Source organism: Mycolicibacter terrae, from assembly GCF_010727125.1.
In the GTDB taxonomy this organism is placed as follows: Bacteria; Actinomycetota; Actinomycetes; order Mycobacteriales; family Mycobacteriaceae; genus Mycobacterium; species Mycobacterium terrae.
The window spans coordinates 3069388-3088561 of record NZ_AP022564.1 but is presented as its reverse complement, the minus strand read 5'-3'; the positions used below and the strand labels follow the sequence as shown (position 1 = coordinate 3088561).

The window sequence follows — 19174 nt, the reverse complement described above, 5'->3', positions numbered from 1 at the left end:
CCGGGCGCAATATGGTGGGTCGGTGCGCATCCATCCCGAAGTCGCCGATGCGCTGGCCGCCGGTCGGGCCGTGGTGGCGCTGGAGAGCACGATCATCACGCACGGCCTGCCGCGTCCGGAGAACCTGCGCATCGCCCGTGAGATCGAGAACGCCGTGCGTTCGACGGGCGCGGTGCCGGCCACCATCGCGATCCTCGGGGGCCGGCCGCACATCGGTCTCGACGACGAGGCGCTGCACCACCTCGCCACCGCGGAAACGGCGGTCAAGGTCAGCATTCGCGAGATCGCCATGCTGGCCGCCGCGGGTGGGGACGGCGCGACCACGGTCGCCTCGACCGCACACCTGGCGGCGGCGGCGGGCATCACGGTGTTCGCCACCGGCGGGTTGGGCGGCGTGCACCGCGGCGCACGCGAGAGCTGGGACGAGTCCGCGGACCTGACGACGCTGTCACGCACCCCGGTGCTGGTGGTGTGTTCGGGCATCAAGTCCATCCTGGACATCGGAGCGACGCTGGAGCGGTTGGAGACGCTCGGGGTCGGGGTGATCGGCTACCGGACCGACCGGTTCCCGGCCTTCTATCTCGCCGACTCCGGCCATCGGGTCGATTGGCGGGTGCAGACCCCGGCGCAGGTCGCCGCGGTGCTGCGGGCCCGCACCCGGTTGGGCACCGACGGCTACGGGCTGGTGCTGGCCAATCCGATCGCCGCGGCCGCCGAACTGGACCGTGCCCTGCACGACCGGGTACTCGCCGACGGGCTGGCCGCCGCCGAGGCGGCGGGGGTGCGCGGCAAGGACGTCACTCCGTTTCTGCTGGACCATTTTCACCGCGGCACCCGGGGCGCCTCGGTCGCCGCCAATGTTGCGCTGGTGCTGGCCAATGCGCGGCTGGCCGGGGAGGTCGCGGTCGCCTACGCCACCGGGTGAACGCCCGACCCTACGCAGCGCTTTCCCGTAACATGGACCGTTATCACCGCTGGTCTGGCCGGCACGCTTACTGCCGACGGGGCTGGGACTTCAGCGGAAGGCGGCCGATGGCTGACGTTGCGAATCGGGGCGTCGCGTGAGCGTGGCGAGCGTCGGTGGCAGGCGACTGGCGCCGGTGCGTCCGTACCCGCCCAGAGGCGGCCCGCGCGGGACCCTGGTCTACCGGGTCATCGCCACCACCGACCACAAGCTGATCGGCATCTTGTACATGGTGACCACGTTCGGCTTCTTTCTGACCGGTGGACTGATGGCGTTGCTGATGCGCGGCGAACTGGCCGCGCCGGGCCTGCAGTTCCTGTCCAACGAGCAGTACAACCAGTTGTTCACCATGCACGGCACCATCATGCTGCTGCTCTACGCGACCCCGATCGTCTTCGGTTTCGCCAATCTGGTGCTGCCCTTGCAGATCGGCGCCCCGGACGTGGCGTTCCCGCGGCTGAACGCCTTGAGTTACTGGCTGTTTCTGTTCGGCGGGCTGATCGTCGTCGCCGGATTCGTGACGCCGGGCGGTGCCGCCGATTTCGGCTGGACCGCCTACGCCCCGTTGAGCAGCCTCACCCACGCACCCGGCGCCGGGGCCGACCTGTGGATCCTGGGGCTGGCTGTCGCTGGTCTGGGCACCATCCTGGGCGGGGTCAACATGATCACCACCGTGGTCTGCATGCGCGCTCCCGGGATGACGATGTTCCGGATGCCGATCTTCACCTGGAACATCCTGGTCACCTCGATCATGGTGCTGATCGTCTTCCCGCTGCTGACGGCGGCCCTGCTGGGCCTGGCCGTCGACCGGCACCTGGGCGCGCATCTCTACGACGCGGCGAACGGCGGAGCACTGCTGTGGCAGCACCTGTTCTGGTTCTTCGGGCACCCCGAGGTCTACATCGTCGCGCTGCCGTTCTTCGGCATCGTCACCGAGATCTTCCCGGTGTTCTCCCGCAAGCCGTTGTTCGGTTACACCCAGATGGTGTACGCCACGATGAGCATCGCGGGCCTGTCGACGGCGGTGTGGGCACATCACATGTTCGCCACCGGTGCCGTGCTGTTGCCGTTCTTCTCGTTGCTGACCCTGATGATCGCCATCCCGACCGGTCTGAAGTTCTTCAACTGGATCGGCACGATGTGGAAGGGCCAGTTGACTTTTGAAACGCCGATGTTGTTCTCGATCGGGTTCGCGGTGACGTTTCTGGCCGGCGGGCTGACCGGGGTGATGCTGGCCAGTCCGCCACTGGACTTCCATGTCCACGACACCTATTTCGTGGTGGCGCACTTCCACTACGTGCTGTTCGGCACCATCGTGTTCTCGACGTTCGCCGGTATCTATTTCTGGTTCCCGAAGATGACCGGCCGGCTGCTCGACGAGCGGTTGGGCAAGCTGCACTTCTGGCTGACCTTCGTCGGGTTCCACACCACGTTCCTGGTGCAGCACTGGTTGGGCAACATGGGCATGCCGCGCCGTTACGCCGACTACCTGCCCACCGACGGCTTCCAGCCGTTCAACGTGGTCTCCACCGTCGGGGCGTTCATCCTGGGTGCCTCGGTATTGCCGTTCCTGTGGAACGTATTTCGCAGTTGGCGCTACGGCGAGGTCGTCACGGTCGACGACCCGTGGGGCTACGGCAACTCGCTGGAGTGGGCGACCAGCTGCCCGCCGCCGCGGCACAACTTCACCGAGCTGCCCCGGATCCGTTCGGAGCGGCCCGCTTTCGAACTGCACCACCCGCATATGGTGCCCCGGCTACGCGATGAGCTCCACATCAGGCGCCGTGAGGATGCCACCGTGTGACGGTGACGCGGCGAGCCGCGGCTATCGGCCGATCACCTTGGCGACGCACAATTCCGGTTCGACGAACGGGTCCAACTCGGCGCGCAGCGCGGCTTTCCCGCCTTCGGTTCCCTCGCCGTTGAGCAGCCCGCGCAGCAGGCCGAGATGCATGGCGCAGCTGACTTCCGGGTGGGATCGCGCCAGGTCGCGGACCGGGCAGGTGTGTAGCCGGATCGCGCATTCGCGCCGGCCCTCGCCGGTGTCGGTCGCTTCGACGACCTCCGGGCCGAAGCCCATGCGCTCGAAGATTGAGGCGATCCGGTCGGCGGAGCCGTCGACGCCGGGTTCGGCCGCCGTCCCGGCCGGCTCGAGGGAATCGGAGGCTCCGGCGTCGGCCAAGATTCTGTCGGCCCAGCGTCGGCCGGCCCGTTCGGCGCGCTGCCGGCGCTCGGCGGCGGTGTCGCCGAGTTCCATCGCGAGGATCTCGGCGAGGCTGCGGTAATCCAAGCGTTCGCGCACGGCGACATAGCCGGTGCGGGGGCGTCCGACGCCGTCGCGCTTGATCCGGGTGCGAGCGACGGAACCGTCCTCGCACAGTGCGTCGAGGTGGAAGCGCACCGTGGTGACATGCAAGCCCATCTGTGCGGCGATCTCGCTGGCGTCCACCGCGGCGGCGGCGCAGCTGACCAGCCGCAGCACCCGATCCCGCTGCTCGTTACGTGGCAACCGCTGACTGCGGTTGGCACCGCGCCGCGGGCCGGACGGGACGTGCATCGGTGTGCCTCTCTTTGCGAAGTTATCTGCAAATTTAATGGAACGAATTCATTGATACCACCCATGGCGGTTCAAAATTGCTCGGCCGATAGGCTGCGGCCGCCCGGGTGAGTAACCGGTAACGTCCCTCGGGTGCTGCTGACCTCGCTGGACACCGATACCGACGATATCGCCGATGCGGTGCGCATCGACAACACCGTGCTTAGCCGAGCCGACCTGAGGGCTGCCTCGGCCGCGGTGCTCGAAGACCTCGGCGGGGTGGGGCGGATCGCGGTGCTGGCCACCCCGACGGCGGCGACGGTGCTCGCGGTCGCCGGCTGCATGCTCGCCGGGGTGCCGGTGGTGCCGGTCCCCGCCGACGTCGGCGTCGCCGAACGCGCCCACATCCTGCGTGACTCGGGCGCGCAGGCCTGGTTGGGGGAGCGGCCCGACGATCCCGCCGGACTACCGCACGTTCCCACCCGGCACGGCGCCGGATCGTCGAGCCTCGCTGAACCGCCGGACGAAGACGACACCGCATTGGTGATCTACACCTCCGGCACCACCGGGCCGCCCAAGGGCGTGCAGTTGAGCCGGCGTGCGCTGGCGGCGGACCTCGACGCGCTGGCGCAGGCCTGGCAGTGGACTCCCGAGGACGTGCTGGTGCACGGCCTGCCGATGTATCACGTGCACGGTCTGGTGCTGGGCCTGCTGGGATCGCTGCGGGTCGGCAACCGGTTCGTGCACACCGGCAAGCCGACCCCGCAGGGCTACGCGGCCGCCGGCGGTTCGCTGTATTTCGGGGTGCCAACCGTGTGGTCGCGGGTGGTGGCCGACCCCGCCTCCGCCGGCGCGCTGCGGCCGGCCCGGCTGCTGGTGTCGGGCAGCGCGGCGCTCCCGGTTCCGGTGTTCGAGCGACTGCACGCGCTCACCGGCCACGCACCCATCGAACGGTACGGCAGCACCGAATCGCTGATCACGCTGAGCACCCGCGTCGACGGTGAGCGCAGGCCCGGCTGGGTGGGCCTGCCGCTGCAGGGGGTGCAGACCCGGCTCGTCGGCGAGGACGGCGGACCGGTGCCGCACGACGGAGAGACCATCGGGCGACTCGCGGTGCGTGGACCGACCCTGTTCGACGGGTACCTCAACCTGCCGGAGGCGACCGCGGCGGCCTTCGACGCCGACGGCTGGTACCGGACCGGGGATGTCGCGGTCGTCGACGCCGACGGAATGCACCGGATCGTCGGCCGCGAATCGGTCGACCTGATCAAGTCCGGAGGCTTCCGGGTCGGCGCCGGCGAGATCGAGACCGCCCTGCTCGGCCATCCCGGGGTGGCCGAGGTGGCCGTCGTCGGAGTGCCCGATGACGACCTGGGCCAGCGCATCGTCGCGTATGTGGTCGCCTCCCCGGACGGCGGGGCGCAACCCGATGACCTGATCGAGTATGTGGCCCAACAGCTCTCGGCGCACAAGCGGCCGCGCGAGGTGCGGATGGTGGATGCGCTGCCGCGCAACGCATTGGGAAAGGTACTCAAGAAAGCATTGCTGACGTAGGCTCGCGCTTGCGCGAACCGAGACCAGAAGGGTGGGCTGTGATTGTGAAGCCTGTGCGGCGATTCAGTCTCGCGGTAGTCGGCGTCCCTGCCGCGGTCCTCGTTGCGGGGATGTTGCTGCTCGGCGGGTGTTCGTCCGTCAGTCAGGTCATCAACAAGGGGGGTGACACCACCTGCGGAGAGTTCAACAGCCACAACGAGGAGAAGCAGCGCTCGGAAGTCTCCAAGATGCTCAAGGACAAGAAGGGCAATGAGCCGTCCAACATGGAGCTTTCGGCGACGCGGGTGGCGGTCAGCGCCTACTGCAAGACCATCGGCAAAGACAGCGACAAGATCAGCAACGCGATGCTGTAGCGCGCCCTAATTGGCGTGCAGGTCCTCGTTGAGCGCGATGCCCTGACCGTCGCGGGCGACCACCTCGACCGCACCGGTCTGCGAGTTGCGGCGGAACAGCAGGTTGTTGCCGCCGGCCAGGTCGCGGGCCTTGGCCGTGCTGCCGTCGGGCAGGGTGACCTTGGTGCCGGCGGTCACATAGAGCCCGGCCTCGATCACGCAGTCGTCGCCCAGCGGAATGCCCAGCCCGGCGTTCGCCCCCAGCAGGCAGCGCTTGCCGATCGAAATCACCTGGGTCCCACCGCCGGACAACGTACCCATGATGGATGCGCCGCCACCGACGTCGGAGCCGTCGCCGACGACCACCCCGGCCGAGATGCGGCCCTCGACCATCGAGGCGCCCAGTGTGCCGGCGTTGAAGTTGACGAATCCCTCGTGCATCACCGTGGTGCCCGGCGCCAGGTGGGCGCCGAGTCGCACCCGGTCGGCGTCGGCGATGCGCACGCCCGAGGGCAACACGTAGTCGACCATGCGCGGGAACTTGTCCACCCCGTAGACGGTCACCGGGCCACGCCGGCGCAACCGGGCCCGCGTCGACTCGAATCCCTCGACGGCGCACGGGCCGTAACTGGTCCACACCACGTTGGTCAGCACCCCGAACAGGCCGTCGGCGTTGAGTCCGTGCGGTGCGACCAGGCGGTGGGAGAGCAGGTGCAGCCGCAGGTAGGCGTCGTAGGCGTCGACGGCCTTGTCGGCGAGCGAACCGATCACGGTGTGCACCGCCACCGTCTCGGTGCCGCGGTCCTCGTCACGCCCGAGCAACCCGGCCAGTTCGGCGGGCACGTCGTCCCCGGCGAGGCGGGTAGTTCCGGGTTCGCCCGAGCCGCCCAACCCCGGTGCGGGAAACCAGGTGTCGAGCACCGATCCGTCTGCGGCCAGCGTCGCCACTCCGACGCCCGAAGCTCCAGTCACGCCGGTCAGGCTACTTTCCCCCCGCGAGCAGACGCAAAGTCGCGTGCTCACGTCCCCGGCGGTGCGACTCTGTGTCTGCTCGGCGTGGGAAAGGCACCCACTAGGCTGGGTCCGTGCTGGACCTGCGCTCCGACCCGATCGCGCTGACCGCGGCGCTGGTCGACATCCCCAGCGAGTCGCGGCACGAAGCGCGGATCGCCGACGAGGTGGAGGCCGCGCTGCGGGGGCAGACCTCCGGGTTCGAGATCGTCCGCGACGGCGACGCGGTGCTGGCCCGAACCCGGCTGGGGCGACCCACCCGGGTCCTGCTGGCCGGCCACCTGGACACCGTGCCGGCGGCCGGCAACCTGCCCAGCCGGCGCTCGACCGGGCCCGAAGGCGACGTGCTGCACGGCTGCGGCACCGTCGACATGAAATCCGGCGTCGCGGTCTTCCTGCACCTGGCCGCCACCGTCACCGCGCCGGCCCACGATCTGACCTGCGTCTTCTACGACTGCGAGGAGATCGACGCGGCGGCCAACGGGCTGGGCCGCATCGAACGCAACCTGCCGGACTGGCTGGCGGCCGACCTCGCCATCCTGGGTGAGCCCACCGGCGGCTACATCGAGGCCGGCTGTCAGGGCACGCTGCGGGTCGTCATCGCCGCGGCGGGCACCCGAGCGCATTCGGCGCGGTCCTGGCTGGGCGACAACGCCATCCACAAACTGGGGGCGGTGCTGGACCGGCTCGCAACCTACCGGCCGCGCGACGTCGACATCGACGGCTGCGTCTACCGCGAGGGACTCTCGGCGGTGCGCATCGACGGCGGAGTGGCCGGCAATGTGATTCCCGACGCCGCCGGCGTCACGGTGAACTTCCGCTTCGCGCCGGACCGCACACCCGAGGAGGCGCTGGCCCACGTGCGGGACGTGTTCGACGGCCTGGACGTGACGATCGAGCAGACCGACGGCGCCGCCGGCGCCCTGCCGGGGCTCACCGCGCCCGCGGCGGCAGCGCTGGTGGCGGCCGCCGGGGGACAGGTGCGGGCCAAGTACGGCTGGACCGACGTCTCACGGTTCGCCGCCCGCGGCATTCCCGCGGTCAACTACGGCCCCGGTGACCCCAATCTGGCGCACTGCGTCGACGAGCGGGTGCCGGTCGAGCAGATCAGCAGGGTGACCGAGTTGCTGCGCGGCTTCCTCAGCCCCTGAGCCGGTCCAGCGCGGTTCGGCCGAAAGCGCAGTCGACCTCGCCGCACAGCCGGCTCAACGGGTCGACGGCCCGGGCGTCGCCGAGTTGGGCGGCCACGTCCCACGCCTGCAGTGCCACCGCCGACTGGCCGGTGCGCTCGGCCATCCGGGCGGCCTCTCGGGCTGCGGCGATCGCCCCATGCTGATCGCGCATGCCGGCCCGCTGCCAGGCCCGCGCCATACCCAGCTCCGGAGCGAACAGCGCGGATTTGGTTCCGTGTCGGGACTCGGCGCGGCTCAATGCTTTTGCCGCGCCGGCGATGTCGGACTGACGAGACAGCGCGGTGGCCAGCAGTGTCAGCGACAGTGGGCCCCACGAATACCCGGTGCGCTCCAGGGTGGCCGCGGCAGGTCCCAGTAGCCGTGTCGCGGCGTCGAATTCGCCGGCCGCGATCAACGCCTTCGCCACCAGCACCTCACCGATCGCCCGCCCGGGCTGGGCCAGTTCGGCGAAATCGGTGAACTGGTGGGCGAGTTCGCGCGCCTCGGTGAGCTGTCCGGTCATCAGCAGCACGGTGATCTCGGCCAGCCCGATGGTGAACCGGAGCAGCCCGGGATGCTCGGCGTCCAGTGCGCGGCGCGCCAGCGGGCCGACGGCATCGAATCGTCCGGCCCGCGCCGCGCACAGCGCCGCGGCGCTGCCGGCCCAGGCCACCGCCATGTCGTCGGCGGCCGGATCGGCCAGCACCGCGGCGGCGGCCTCCGCGGCCCGGCCGATATTGCCGGCGTTCATCGCGAAGGTCGCGCCGAGCGCGTCCAGGGTGATGCGCGGGCTTGCGCCGGTGAGGCGGCCCCGGGTGGCGGCCAGGAACGCGGTGGCGCGTTCGGGTTCGCCCAGCATGAAGAACTGATTGGCGGCCCGCGGCAGCGCCCAGGCCATCAGCTCCGGTTCGGTCAACCCGGCCGGGTCGACCGCCGACAGCACGGCGTCGGCGTCTCGCCCGCGGCCCTGCCAGGCCAGCGCATGCGCCAGCGCCAGCCGGGCCGGCAGGCCGCCGGAGCGCTCCAAGGCGCTGCGGGCCAGCCGCTCACCCAGTTCCAGGTCGCCGAGCCGCAGCGCCTGTTGTGCCGCGTCCACCACCTGCTCGGCGGGCTGCGGCGCGTCGCTGTCGGCGGCCAGCGCCGCCAGCCGCAGCTGCTCGCCGACGTGTTCGCACGGCCGGTCCGCCAGGACGGTGACCACTTCGGTCCGCACCCGGCGGGCGGCGGGGCCGTCGCGGCCGCCAAGGGCCTGGAGGGCCCGCTCGGCGAACAGCGGGTGGGCGGTGTAGACCACCGGGTCGGGCCCGTGGCCACCGCGGCTGCGGGTCTCCAGCACGCCCAGCTCCTCGGCCTGGGCGATCGCGTCGGCGCCGGCCAGCCGGGTCAGCTCGGTCAACGCCAGCGGCTCCAGGACGGCGAGGTAGTCCAGTGCCGACCGGGCGGGGGCCGGCAACGCGGCCAGGAAGGCTTCGATATCAGCGACGTCGTGGCCGCCTTGGGTCGCCTCGTCCGGCGCGGTGATGTCGATACGGTCCAGCAGCTCGTCGCCCCACAGCGCGACGATGGGCGGCGGGGCCGCCGGCGACGCGTCGGCGCGCCCGGTGATGATCATGCGCGCCGCACCGGCCAGCGCCAGCTGGTAGACCAGCGTCGCCGAGAGGATGTCGAGCTGATGCGCGTCGTCGACGACCAGCAGCAATTCGCCCCCGTCAGGGCCCGCCCCGGCCAGTGAGTCCCGCGCCGCTCGCAGCAGCGCGGCCGGCTTGCCGATGTCGGCGACCCGGATCAGATGGCTCAGCGCGCCGAACGGCACCGTGCGTTCGGCCGGGGTGCCGATCACCCAGCGGGTCTGCGTCGCCGGGTGCCGGCGCACGCGCTCCTCGGCGGCCAGCCGGGCCAGCGTGGACTTGCCGCAGCCGTCCGGGCCGAGCACCACCGCGCCCGCGCGCGTGCCGTCCGCGTCAAGCGCTTCGGTCAGCCGGTGCAGGGCGGCCGAGTGCTCGGGGACGTTCCACCGGATCGGCATCGCGGAGATTTTACGGTCTGGGCCACTTGCCGGATAGCCTTTCGGATGTGCGGTGCAGCGAATGGGCGGTCTGTGTCTACTGCGCCTCCGGCCCGACCGACCCGGCCCTGCTGGCGCTGGCCGCCAAGGTCGGTGCGGCGATCGCCGAACGGGGCTGGACGCTGGTGTGGGGCGGCGGCAACATCTCGGCGATGGGCGCGCTGGCGGTGGCCGTCCGTCAGCACGGCGGCCGCACCGTCGGGGTGATCCCCAAGGCGCTGCTGCACCGCGAGGTGGCCGACGTGGAATCCGACGAGCTGATCGTCACCGACACCATGCGGGAGCGCAAGCAGGTCATGGACGACCGCGCCGACGCGTTCCTGACCCTGCCCGGCGGGATCGGCACGCTGGAGGAACTGTTCGAAACCTGGACCGGCCGGTATCTGGGCCTGCACGACAAACCGGTGGTCCTGCTGGATCCCGACGGCCACTACGACGGGCTGTGGAACTGGCTGTCCGGGCTGATCGACGCGGGCTTCGTGTCCCGGCGCGCGATGGACCGGTTGCTGGTGGTCGACGACCTGGAGGCGGCGCTGGCCGCCTGCTCACCCGGTACCGCCGGTGTCGATTAGGCTGTGCTGTCGCAGGGCGACCCGCTGTGCCCCGCCCCGCCGCGCTTGCGATCGCCCTGGGTAGTCGCGAGGCGGCCCCGTCCACCGATTTCAGCGAGGCAAGGGGATAGCGTGTCCGATCACAACGCCGGCGCGGCCACCCGGGTGGGGCTCACCGACATCGTGACCCGGTTGCCGGGGCTGGTCGCCGACGCGCCGGCGATCCTGCGCGGGGTGCGGACCGGGCTGCTGGCCCGGCCCACCTCCAAGGCGTCGATCGGCAAGGTATTCCAGGAGCGCGCCGCGAAGTTCGGCGACCGAATCTTCATCCGGTTCGGCGACCAGCGGCTGACCTACCGCGAGGCCAACGAGACCGTCAACCGCTATGCCGCGGTACTGGCCGCCCGCGGCGTCGGCCACGGCGACGTCGTCGGGATCATGCTGCGCAACTCGCCCAACGCGGTGTTGATGATGCTGGCCGTCGCCAAATGCGGTGCGGTCGCCGGCATGGTCAACTACCACCAGCGTGGCGACGTGTTGGCGCACAGCCTGGGCCTGCTGGGCGCCAAGCTGCTGGTCTCGGAGTCGGATCTTGTCGATGCCGTGCACGACAGCGGCGCGCCGGATCAGCCGGAGACCATCGAGGAGCTCGAGCGGCTGGCCGCCACCGCACCCGCCGGCAACCCGGCGTCGGTGTCGGCGGTGCTGGCCAAGGACACCGCGTTCTACATCTTCACCTCGGGCACCACCGGCTATCCCAAGGCCAGCGTGATGACCCACTACCGGTGGCTGCGGGCGCTGGCCGCGTTCGGCGGACTCGGGCTGCGGCTGCGCGGCAGCGACACCCTGTACTGCTGCCTGCCGCTGTACCACAACAATGCACTGACGGTCGCGGTCTCATCGGTGCTCAACGCCGGGGCGACCCTGGCGCTGGGCCGCTCGTTCTCGGCGTCGCGGTTCTGGGACGAGGTGATCGAGTACCAGGCGACGGCCTTCGTCTACATCGGCGAGGTCTGCCGCTACCTGCTCAACCAGCCGGCCAAGCCCACCGACCGGACCCACCGGGTGCGGGTGATCTGCGGCAACGGCCTGCGGCCGGAGATCTGGGACGAGTTCGCCCGCCGGTTCGGGATCAAACGGATCTGCGAGTTCTACGCCGCCAGCGAGGGCAACACCGCGTTCCTCAACGTGCTCAACGTGCCGCGCAGTGTCGGGCTCTACCCGATGCCGCTGGCCTACGTCGAATACGACCCCGACACCGGCCGGCCGCTGCGCGGTGACGACGGCTGGGTGCGGCGGGTCCCGTCCGGGCAGCCCGGCCTGCTGCTCTCCCCGGTGAACAGGCTGTCCCCGTTCGACGGCTACACCGACCCGGAGGCCACCGAGAAGAAGCTGGTGCGCAACGCATTCAAGGACGGTGACTGCTGGTTCAACACCGGCGACCTGATGAGCCCGCAGGGCATGGGGCACGCCGCGTTCGCCGACCGGCTCGGCGACACGTTCCGGTGGAAGGGCGAGAACGTGGCCACCACTCAGGTCGAAGCCGCCCTGAGCGCCGACCAGTCGGTCGAGGAATGCGCGGTCTACGGGGTCGAGGTGCGAGACACCGGTGGCCGGGCCGGGATGGCCGCGATCAAACTGCGCGACGGGGCGAGCTTCGACGGCCGCTCTCTGGCTGAGGTGGTCTGTGACCGGTTGCCGCTGTACGCGGTACCGCTGTTCGTGCGGCTGGTGGAGTCGATGGAGCACACCACGACGTTCAAGAGCCGCAAGGTGGAGTTGCGCGAGCAGGGATACGGCGCCGGCGGCAGCGGCATCGAGGACCCGCTGTATGTGCTGGCCGGCTGCGACGAGGGCTATGTGCCCTTCTACGACGACTATCCCGCTGAAGTGGCGGCGGGCAAGCGACCGCGGAGCTGACGCGGCAGCCCGGCCACGCGGGCGGTGAACAGGGGCGCATCATCACCGGGCACGATAGAGCAGTGCAGTCCACCCTCTGCGGTCGTCCGGTGGCGGCCGATCGCGCGCTGATCATGGCGATCGTCAACCGCACCCCGGACTCCTTCTACGACGCGGGCGCCACCTTCAGCGACGAGGCGGCCAAGTCCGCCGTGCACCGGGCGGTGGCCGACGGTGCCGACGTCATCGACGTCGGCGGGGTCAAAGCCGGGCCGGGAGAGTCCGTCGATGCCGACGCCGAGACCGCCCGGGTGGTTCCCTTCATCGAGTGGCTGCGCAGCGCCTACCCGGATCAGCTGATCAGCGTCGACACCTGGCGTTCGGAGGTGGCCAAACGCGCTTGCGCCGCCGGTGCCGACCTGATCAACGACACCTGGGGCGGAGTCGACCCGGCGCTGCCGGCGATCGCCGCGGAGTTCGGAACCGGCCTGGTGTGTTCGCACACCGGCGGCGCCGCACCCCGTACCCGCCCGTTCCGGGTGGCCTACGGCACCTCCGTCGACGGGGTGGTGGACGCGGTGATCGCGGAGGTCACCGGGGCCGCCGAGCGGGCGGTCGCGGAGGGAGTGGCGCCCGAGCGGATCCTGATCGACCCCACCCATGATTTCGGCAAGAACACCTTCCACGGGCTAGCGTTGTTGCGACACACGGAGAAGCTGGTCGCTACCGGGTGGCCGGTACTGATGGCGCTCTCCAACAAAGACTTCATCGGGGAGACTCTCGGTGTGGGTCTGACCGAACGGCTGGAGGGAACGCTGGCGGCCACCGCGCTGGCGGCGGCCGCCGGAGCCCGGATGTTTCGGGTACACGAGGTCGGGCCGACCCGGCGCGTGCTGGAGATGGTGGCTTCGATCCAGGGCGTGCGGGCCCCGACCCGCACAGTAAGGGGACTCGCATGACCGACCTGGCCGACCAGGGTCTGGACTCCCTGCTGGGCGGGACCCGGCTGGCGGAGCGCACCTGGAGCCGTCCGGACTGGACGGTCGCCGAACTGGTCGCCGCCAAGGCCGGCCGCACCATCTCGGTGGTGCTGCCCGCGTTGAACGAGCAGGCGACCATCGAATCGGTCATCGACAGCATCACCGGCCTCGTCGACAACCTGGTCGACGAACTGATCGTGCTGGACTCCGGTTCCACCGACGACACCGAGATCCGGTCCATCGCCGCCGGCGCCCGTGTCGTCAGCCGCGAACAGGCGGTTCCGGAGGTGCCGCCGCAGCCCGGCAAGGGCGAAGCCCTGTGGCGGTCCCTGGCCGCGACCAGCGGCGACATCGTGGTGTTCGTGGACTCCGACCTCATCGACCCCGACCCGATGTTCGTCCCGAACCTGGTCGGGCCCCTGCTCATCGGTGACGGCATCCACCTGGTCAAGGGTTTCTACCGGCGGCCGCTGAAGGTCAACGGCACCGAGGACGCCACCGGCGGTGGCCGGGTCACCGAGCTGGTCGCCCGCCCGCTGCTGACCGCGCTGCGACCCGAGCTGGGAACCGTGCTGCAGCCGTTGGGCGGCGAGTACGCCGGCAGCCGCGAACTGTTGGCGTCGGTGCCGTTCGCGCCCGGTTACGGGGTGGAGATCGGGCTGCTGATCGACACCTACGACCGGTTGGGGATCGACGCGATCGCGCAGGTCAATCTGGGCGTGCGGGCCCACCGCAACCGACCGCTGGCCGAGCTGGCCGTGATGAGCCGCCAGGTCGTGGCAACCCTGCTGTCGCGGTGCGGCGTCCCCGACTCCGGCGTCGGGCTCACCCAGTTCTTCGCCGACGGCCCGGACGGCATGGACTACGTGCCGCACACCACGCCGCTGTCGCTGGTGGACCGGCCGCCGATGAACACGCTGCGCCAGCGCTGACCCGCTCGTGCCGGCAGGCGCGAACCCGCGGAATGAGGCACCATCGATGCCGTGACATTGGTGTTGCTCTATCTCGTCGTGCTCGTCCTCACCGCACTGCTGCTGTTCGGGGTGGCCAGCGTGCTGTTCGGCCGGGGTGAGCAGTTGCCGCCGCTGCCCCGGGCGACGACGGCGACCATGCTGCCCGCCTCCGGGGTCACCGGCGCCGACGTCGAGGCGGTCAAGTTCTCCCAGGTGCTGCGCGGCTATAACACCGGCGAGGTCGATTGGGTGCTGGAGCGGCTCGGCGCCGAGCTCGACCAGCTGCGCGGGGAGCTCGCCGCGGCACAGGCCCACGCCGGGAACCCGTCGGGGTCGACGTGAGCAGCCCGTCCGAGGACGGCCTGGTCCGCTGCGGCTGGTCCGACGGCTCGGCGCTGTACCGCGACTACCACGACCGGGAGTGGGGGCGTCCGGTGCGCGAGACGACCGCGCTGTTCGAGCGGATCAGCCTGGAAGCCTTCCAGAGCGGGCTTTCGTGGCTGGTGATCCTGCGCAAGCGGGAGAACTTCCGGCGCGCGTTCGCCGATTTCGACGTCGAGACCGTCGCGCGCTACACCGACACCGACGTGGCCCGGCTGATGGACGACGCCGGCATCGTGCGCAACCGGGCCAAGATCGAGGCGACGATCGCCAACGCGCGGGCGACGATCGGCCTGGGATCCACCGATTTGGCGGAGCTGTTGTGGTCATTCGCGCCGCCGCCGCGTCCCCGCCCGGTGGATCTATCGGCAATTCCGGCCGTCACGCCGGAATCGACGGCGATGGCGCGCGAATTGAAACGGCGCGGGTTTCGATTCGTCGGACCCACGACCGCGTACGCGTTGATGCAGGCCACGGGCATGGTTGACGACCATCTCGAGACGTGTTGGGTGCGGCCGGCGACGGAAAAAATCCACTAAAATTCGGCTCCGGAAACGGGTCTTGTGCACGCGGCGTCGCCGATAGGGGAGAATGGCGGAGTGAATTTGCAGTTCGATGCCGGACGCTGCGACCGCGGTGCACTGCCGGCGCAGATCAAAGGCACGGCCGGTGGGCTGGTACCTGGAGGGAGCACTCGATGGCGGCGATGAAGCCCCGGACCGGTGACGGTCCGCTGGAAGCGACCAAAGAGGGGCGCGGCATCGTGATGCGGGTACCACTTGAAGGTGGCGGACGGCTGGTCGTCGAGTTGACTCCGGACGAGGCCGCCGCGCTCGGCGACGAACTCAAGGCCGTCACCAGCTGACCCGGGTTCGGCTAGCCGCCCACCTGGCGATAGATCGCCAGGGTCTGCTCGGCCACCCGGGCCCACGAGAAGATCTCGACGCACCGGAGTCTGCCGGCGTCGCCGTAACGCCGTGCCCGGCCCGGGTCGCTGATCAGCGCGTTGACCGCCTCGGCGAGGCCGGCGCGAAAACCTTCCGGGTCAGTGGCGTCGTAGTGCACCAGCGAACCGGTGACGCCGTCGGTCACCACCTCCGGTATGCCACCGACGTCGGACGCCACCACCGCGGTAGCGCAGGCCATCGCCTCGAGGTTCACTATGCCCAGCGGTTCGTACACCGATGGGCAGACGAACACTGTTGCCGCCGAAAGTAATTCGCGGATCTGGCGCGCCGGCAGGGTTTCCTGGATCCAGAACACGCCGCTGCGGTTAGCGGCCAGGTCGGCGACCGCGGTGCTCACCTCGGCGGCGATCTCGGGTGTGTCGGGAGCGCCGGCACACAGCACCAGCTGGGCATCGGGGTGGAACCGGCGCGCGGCGGCCACCAGATGGGCCACCCCCTTCTGCCGGGTGATCCGCCCGACGAAGGCCACCATCGGCCGGTCCGGGTCGACGCCGAGGTCGGCCAGCATCGACGACTCGGAGCCGGCCGGCTGCGGACACCACACATCGGTGTCGATGCCGCTGTGGATGATGTGCACGCGGTCGGGCCGCAGGTCCGGATAGACCCGCAGCAGGTCGTCGCGCATCGCCGAACTGACCGCGATCACGGCGTCGGCGCCCGTGGTCCCGAGCTGCTCCGCCCAGGCCGACACCCGATAGCCGCCGCCGAGCTGCTCGGCCTTCCAGGGCCGCAGCGGTTCCAACGAATGCGCGGTCAGCACATGCGGGATGTCGTAGAGGAGGGCCGCCAGGCGGCCGGCCAGGGCGGTGTACCAGGTGTGCGAGTGCGCCACGTCGGCCGTGCCGACGGCGTCGGCCATCGTCAGGTCGGCCGACAGTGTGCCCAGTGCCGGATTCGCGTCTCGCAGCGCCGGATCCGGCTGGTGCGCCTGCGCGCCCGGTCGGGGCGCCCCCATGCAATGCACGTCGACGTGACACAGCCGCCGCAGCGCTTCGACCAGGTTCGTGACATGGACGCCCGCGCCACCGTAGATCTCCGGGGGGTATTCCCGGGTCAGCATCGCCACCCGCATAACCCGCACGGTAGCGGTCGCGGGCCGCCGGGTGCGCGGCGGATGACCCGGCAAGCTGTGGAGAACTTTTCAATCATGCGTTCCGGCTGGCAGGGTGCCGAAGCGGCCGATAGGTTTGGGGCTATGAGGGAATTGCCGCACGTGCTGGGCATCGTCCTGGCCGGTGGGGAGGGCAAGCGGCTGCACCCGCTGACCGCGGACCGGGCCAAGCCGGCGGTTCCCTTCGGGGGCGCCTACCGGTTGATCGATTTCGTGTTGTCGAATCTGGTCAACGCGCGCTACCTGCGGATCTGTGTTCTGACGCAGTACAAGTCGCATTCGCTGGACCGGCACATCTCGCAGAACTGGCGACTGAGCGGCCTGGCCGGGGAGTACATCACCCCGGTGCCGGCGCAGCAGCGGCTCGGGCCGCGCTGGTACACCGGGTCCGCCGACGCCATCTATCAGTCGCTGAACCTGATCTTCGACGAAGACCCGGACTACATCGTGGTTTTCGGGGCCGACCACGTGTACCGGATGGACCCCGAACAGATGGTGCGCTTCCACATCGACAGCGGGGCCGGCGCGACGGTCGCCGGCATCCGGGTGCCGCGCGCCGAGGCGTCGTCGTTCGGCTGCATCGACGCCGACGACTCCGGACGGATCCGCCAATTTCTGGAGAAGCCGGCGAATCCGCCCGGTACGCCCGACGATCCGGACAGCGCGTTCGTGTCGATGGGCAACTACATCTTCACCACCAAGGTGCTGATCGACGCGATCCGCGCCGACGCCGACGACGACCACTCCGACCACGACATGGGGGGCGACATCATTCCCCGCCTGGTCACCGACGGGATGGCCGCCGTCTACGACTTCTCCGACAACGAGGTGCCGGGAGCCACCGAGCGTGACCGCGGTTACTGGCGCGACGTGGGAACCCTCGACGCGTTCTATGACGCCCACATGGACCTGGTGTCGGCGCACCCGATCTTCAATCTGTACAACAAGCGCTGGCCGATCCACGGCGCGACGGAGAACCTGGCGCCGGCGAAGTTCGTCAACGGCGGATCGGCGCAGGAGTCGGTGGTGGGCGCGGGCAGTGTCATCTCGGCCGGCTCGGTGCGCAACTCGGTGTTGTCGTCGAACGTCGTGATCGACGACGGCGCGATCGTGGAGGACAGCGTCATCATGCCCGGCACCCGGGTCGGGCGCGGGGCGGTGGTGCGGCACGCGATCCTGGACAAGAACGTCGTGGTCGGCCCCGGCGAGATGATCGGCGTCGATCTGGAGAAGGACCGCGAGCGGTTCTCGATCAGTGCCGGCGGAGTGGTCGCGGTCGGCAAGGGCGTGTGGATCTAGCGGGTCGCTGCCCCGGGGCTAGAACGGTTCCTCGGCGCCGCCGGGATTGCAGCCGTTGGCCAACAGGCTCAGGGTGCTGACCACCGGGCGCCACGGCTCCAGATTCCAACTGGTCTTGCCGGGCTGGATGAACTCGGCGAACTGCCAGTGGCACAGGAACTGTTCGCGCATGCCCGATGTGTTGGCGTCGGGGTTACGCTTCACCACTTCCGACCAGGCTTGCTCGCCCTGGCGCAGGGTGCCGGGCTCGCCGGCCTCGGTCCGGCCGGTGTCGGTCGGATAGACCCGCAGGCTGGTCCCGTCTTCGTAGGTCACCCACTGGGTGTGCTCGACGTAGGGCGACGCGCTGATGCCCGCGGCGCCCAGCCAGCCACCCGAGCCGCCGAGTCCGCCGGTACCGCCCTCGCCGCCGATACCGCCGTCGCCGCCGCGGCCGAACAACAGCCCGCCCGCACCGCCGCCGCCCCCGGAGCCTCCATCGCCCGCCGGGGCGTCCGCAGCACCGGCCCCGCCGTCGCCGCCGGCACCGCCCGCACCGCCGGCGCCCATGAACCAGCCGCCGGCACCACCGGTGCCGCCGTCGCCGCCGTCGAGCCCGATAGCGCCCACGCCGCCGGTCCCGCCGGTTCCGCCGGTGCCCATGAACCAGCCGCCGGCACCGCCGTCGCCGCCGGCCGCGCCGGCCGCGCCCAGGCCACCCGCCCCGCCGTGGCCGAGGAACCCTGCGTCGCCGCCGACACCGCCCGCCCCGTCGACACCGGCGAGGCCGGCTCCGCCGTTGCCGAACAGGAACCCGCCGTCGCCGGCGTCGCCGAACCACCCCCACTGCCCGAACAGGCTGGTGTTGACGCCGTCGAAGCCGTCGATGCCGTCGCCGATCAGGTCCCGGCCGAACAGCGCGACGAACGGTGCATTGATCAAACCGGTGCTCAGCTCCCCGAACGGACTGGTGATCCACTCGTGCAGCGGGCCGTAGATCAGCTGGTCCAGCCACGCGGCGGCGTCGAGGGATTGGTTGGGCCCCGGCAATGCCAAGACCGCGTCGATGCCGGCGGAGAGCAGGCCGCTCGTGCCCGGATCGAGCTGCGCCACCCAGGCCTGCGCCAGCTCCATCAAACCGCCCAACTCGATTCCCGCCGGCGTGCTGACGGCTGCCATCGGCTCGGCCAGGTCGAACCCCCAGTCCCAGTCCGCCTGCGCGGCGGGGGCACTCATCCCCGGCGCGACGGCGAGCAGGGCGGCGGTGCCCAGCACGGCCGGGGACAGCGTCGGGATACCGTGGCCTCGCCGGGGTGCGCGCATGGCTCGACCAGCCTCCCTAAGTCACATCGACCGGCCATAATTTGACAGCCTGTGCTCAGGGAACTGTAAGCCAATCGTGCCGAAAGTGGAATTCTG

General features: G+C 70.4%; 18 protein-coding genes. 13 read left to right on the top strand and 5 right to left on the bottom strand.

Annotated elements, in window-relative coordinates:
* Positions 1-22: 22 nt before the first annotated feature.
* Both G6N23_RS14600 and ctaD read left to right on the top strand, forming a co-directional pair.
* The gene (locus G6N23_RS14600; RefSeq protein ID WP_085262390.1) at positions 23-925 is read left to right on the top strand and encodes a pseudouridine-5'-phosphate glycosidase; all 903 of its coding nucleotides are present in this window, start codon (positions 23-25) and stop codon (positions 923-925) included.
* Between the two features lie 136 nt (positions 926-1061).
* Positions 1062-2768: an aa3-type cytochrome oxidase subunit I gene (gene ctaD / locus G6N23_RS14595; protein WP_085262389.1), complete on the top strand. Its 1707-nt coding sequence runs from the start codon at positions 1062-1064 to the stop codon at positions 2766-2768.
* Between the two features lie 21 nt (positions 2769-2789).
* Here ctaD and G6N23_RS14590 read toward each other — a convergent pair whose 3' ends face one another.
* Positions 2790-3521, bottom strand: coding sequence for a helix-turn-helix transcriptional regulator (locus G6N23_RS14590; protein WP_085262388.1), 732 nt, complete (start codon positions 3519-3521; stop codon positions 2790-2792).
* 132 nt (positions 3522-3653) lie between these two features.
* Here G6N23_RS14590 and G6N23_RS14585 point away from each other — a divergent pair, with 132 nt between their 5' ends.
* Complete coding sequence (locus G6N23_RS14585) at positions 3654-5054, top strand: acyl-CoA synthetase (protein ID WP_085262387.1); 1401 nt, start codon at positions 3654-3656, stop codon at positions 5052-5054.
* Between the two features lie 110 nt (positions 5055-5164).
* On the top strand, positions 5165-5407 hold the full coding sequence (locus G6N23_RS14580; RefSeq protein ID WP_085262386.1) for a hypothetical protein: 243 nt from the start codon (positions 5165-5167) through the stop codon (positions 5405-5407).
* A 6-nt stretch (positions 5408-5413) separates the two neighbouring features.
* On the opposite strand, the gene dapD is transcribed toward G6N23_RS14580, so the two are convergent.
* Complete coding sequence (gene dapD, locus G6N23_RS14575; RefSeq protein WP_095174150.1) at positions 5414-6367, bottom strand: 2,3,4,5-tetrahydropyridine-2,6-dicarboxylate N-succinyltransferase; 954 nt, start codon at positions 6365-6367, stop codon at positions 5414-5416.
* A gap of 104 nt (positions 6368-6471) precedes the next feature.
* On the opposite strand from dapD, the gene dapE reads away from it, so the two are divergent.
* Positions 6472-7548: a succinyl-diaminopimelate desuccinylase gene (gene dapE, locus G6N23_RS14570; RefSeq protein WP_085262384.1), complete on the top strand. Its 1077-nt coding sequence runs from the start codon at positions 6472-6474 to the stop codon at positions 7546-7548.
* Here the strand turns inward: dapE and G6N23_RS14565 are convergent.
* Entirely contained in the window at positions 7538-9595 is a 2058-nt protein-coding gene (locus G6N23_RS14565) for a P-loop NTPase family protein (protein ID WP_085262383.1), read from the bottom strand. The two genes, dapE and G6N23_RS14565, sit on opposite strands and share 11 nt — an antisense overlap.
* 47 nt (positions 9596-9642) lie before the next feature.
* On the opposite strand from G6N23_RS14565, the gene G6N23_RS14560 reads away from it, so the two are divergent.
* The 7 genes from G6N23_RS14560 (at position 9643) to G6N23_RS14530 (ending at position 15263) form a co-directional block, all read left to right on the top strand.
* The gene (locus G6N23_RS14560) at positions 9643-10206 is read left to right on the top strand and encodes a cytokinin riboside 5'-monophosphate phosphoribohydrolase (protein ID WP_085262382.1); all 564 of its coding nucleotides are present in this window, start codon (positions 9643-9645) and stop codon (positions 10204-10206) included.
* A 111-nt stretch (positions 10207-10317) separates the two neighbouring features.
* Complete coding sequence (fadD6, locus tag G6N23_RS14555) at positions 10318-12105, top strand: long-chain-acyl-CoA synthetase FadD6 (RefSeq protein ID WP_085262381.1); 1788 nt, start codon at positions 10318-10320, stop codon at positions 12103-12105.
* Between the two features lie 113 nt (positions 12106-12218).
* A complete protein-coding gene (folP, locus tag G6N23_RS14550; protein ID WP_234808720.1) occupies positions 12219-13043 on the top strand; it encodes a dihydropteroate synthase in 825 nt (274 codons plus the stop codon).
* Positions 13040-13996, top strand: a complete 957-nt coding sequence (locus G6N23_RS14545) for a glucosyl-3-phosphoglycerate synthase (protein WP_085262379.1) — start codon at positions 13040-13042, stop codon at positions 13994-13996. The genes folP and G6N23_RS14545 overlap by 4 nt, the downstream gene beginning before the upstream one ends.
* Positions 13997-14047: 51 nt before the next feature.
* Positions 14048-14359 carry a DivIVA domain-containing protein gene (locus G6N23_RS14540; protein ID WP_085262378.1) on the top strand — a complete coding sequence of 104 codons (312 nt, stop codon included), beginning with the start codon at positions 14048-14050 and terminating at the stop codon, positions 14357-14359.
* Positions 14356-14937: a DNA-3-methyladenine glycosylase I gene (locus G6N23_RS14535; RefSeq protein ID WP_085262377.1), complete on the top strand. Its 582-nt coding sequence runs from the start codon at positions 14356-14358 to the stop codon at positions 14935-14937. The genes G6N23_RS14540 and G6N23_RS14535 overlap by 4 nt, the downstream gene beginning before the upstream one ends.
* A gap of 158 nt (positions 14938-15095) precedes the next feature.
* Positions 15096-15263, top strand: a complete 168-nt coding sequence (locus G6N23_RS14530) for a DUF3117 domain-containing protein (RefSeq protein ID WP_003885506.1) — start codon at positions 15096-15098, stop codon at positions 15261-15263.
* Positions 15264-15274: 11 nt separating this feature from the next.
* Here the strand turns inward: G6N23_RS14530 and glgA are convergent, their stop codons facing one another.
* Positions 15275-16438, bottom strand: a complete 1164-nt coding sequence (glgA, locus tag G6N23_RS14525) for a glycogen synthase (protein ID WP_085262376.1) — start codon at positions 16436-16438, stop codon at positions 15275-15277.
* Between the two features lie 123 nt (positions 16439-16561).
* Here glgA and glgC point away from each other — a divergent pair, with 123 nt between their 5' ends.
* Entirely contained in the window at positions 16562-17776 is a 1215-nt protein-coding gene (glgC, locus tag G6N23_RS14520; RefSeq protein WP_085262375.1) for a glucose-1-phosphate adenylyltransferase, read from the top strand.
* Between the two features lie 18 nt (positions 17777-17794).
* Here glgC and G6N23_RS22715 read toward each other — a convergent pair whose 3' ends face one another.
* On the bottom strand, positions 17795-19078 hold the full coding sequence (locus tag G6N23_RS22715) for a DUF2599 domain-containing protein (RefSeq protein ID WP_085262374.1): 1284 nt from the start codon (positions 19076-19078) through the stop codon (positions 17795-17797).
* Between the last annotated feature and the right edge of the window lie 96 nt (positions 19079-19174).

Excerpts from the sequence above, each read along its gene's own strand:
- G6N23_RS14590 (WP_085262388.1), bottom strand. The coding sequence starts at position 3,521 with ATGCACGTCCCGTCCGGCCCGCGGCGCGGTGCCAACCGCAGTCAGCGG.
- folP (WP_234808720.1), top strand. The coding sequence starts at position 12,219 with ATGGCGATCGTCAACCGCACCCCGGACTCCTTCTACGACGCGGGCGCC.
- G6N23_RS14580 (WP_085262386.1), top strand. The coding sequence starts at position 5,165 with ATGTTGCTGCTCGGCGGGTGTTCGTCCGTCAGTCAGGTCATCAACAAG.
- G6N23_RS14530 (WP_003885506.1), top strand. The coding sequence starts at position 15,096 with ATGGCGGCGATGAAGCCCCGGACCGGTGACGGTCCGCTGGAAGCGACC.
- glgC (WP_085262375.1), top strand. The coding sequence starts at position 16,562 with ATGAGGGAATTGCCGCACGTGCTGGGCATCGTCCTGGCCGGTGGGGAG.
- G6N23_RS22715 (WP_085262374.1), bottom strand. The coding sequence starts at position 19,078 with ATGCGCGCACCCCGGCGAGGCCACGGTATCCCGACGCTGTCCCCGGCC.
- G6N23_RS14545 (WP_085262379.1), top strand. The coding sequence starts at position 13,040 with ATGACCGACCTGGCCGACCAGGGTCTGGACTCCCTGCTGGGCGGGACC.
- glgA (WP_085262376.1), bottom strand. The coding sequence starts at position 16,438 with ATGCGGGTGGCGATGCTGACCCGGGAATACCCCCCGGAGATCTACGGT.
- G6N23_RS14565 (WP_085262383.1), bottom strand. The coding sequence starts at position 9,595 with ATGCCGATCCGGTGGAACGTCCCCGAGCACTCGGCCGCCCTGCACCGG.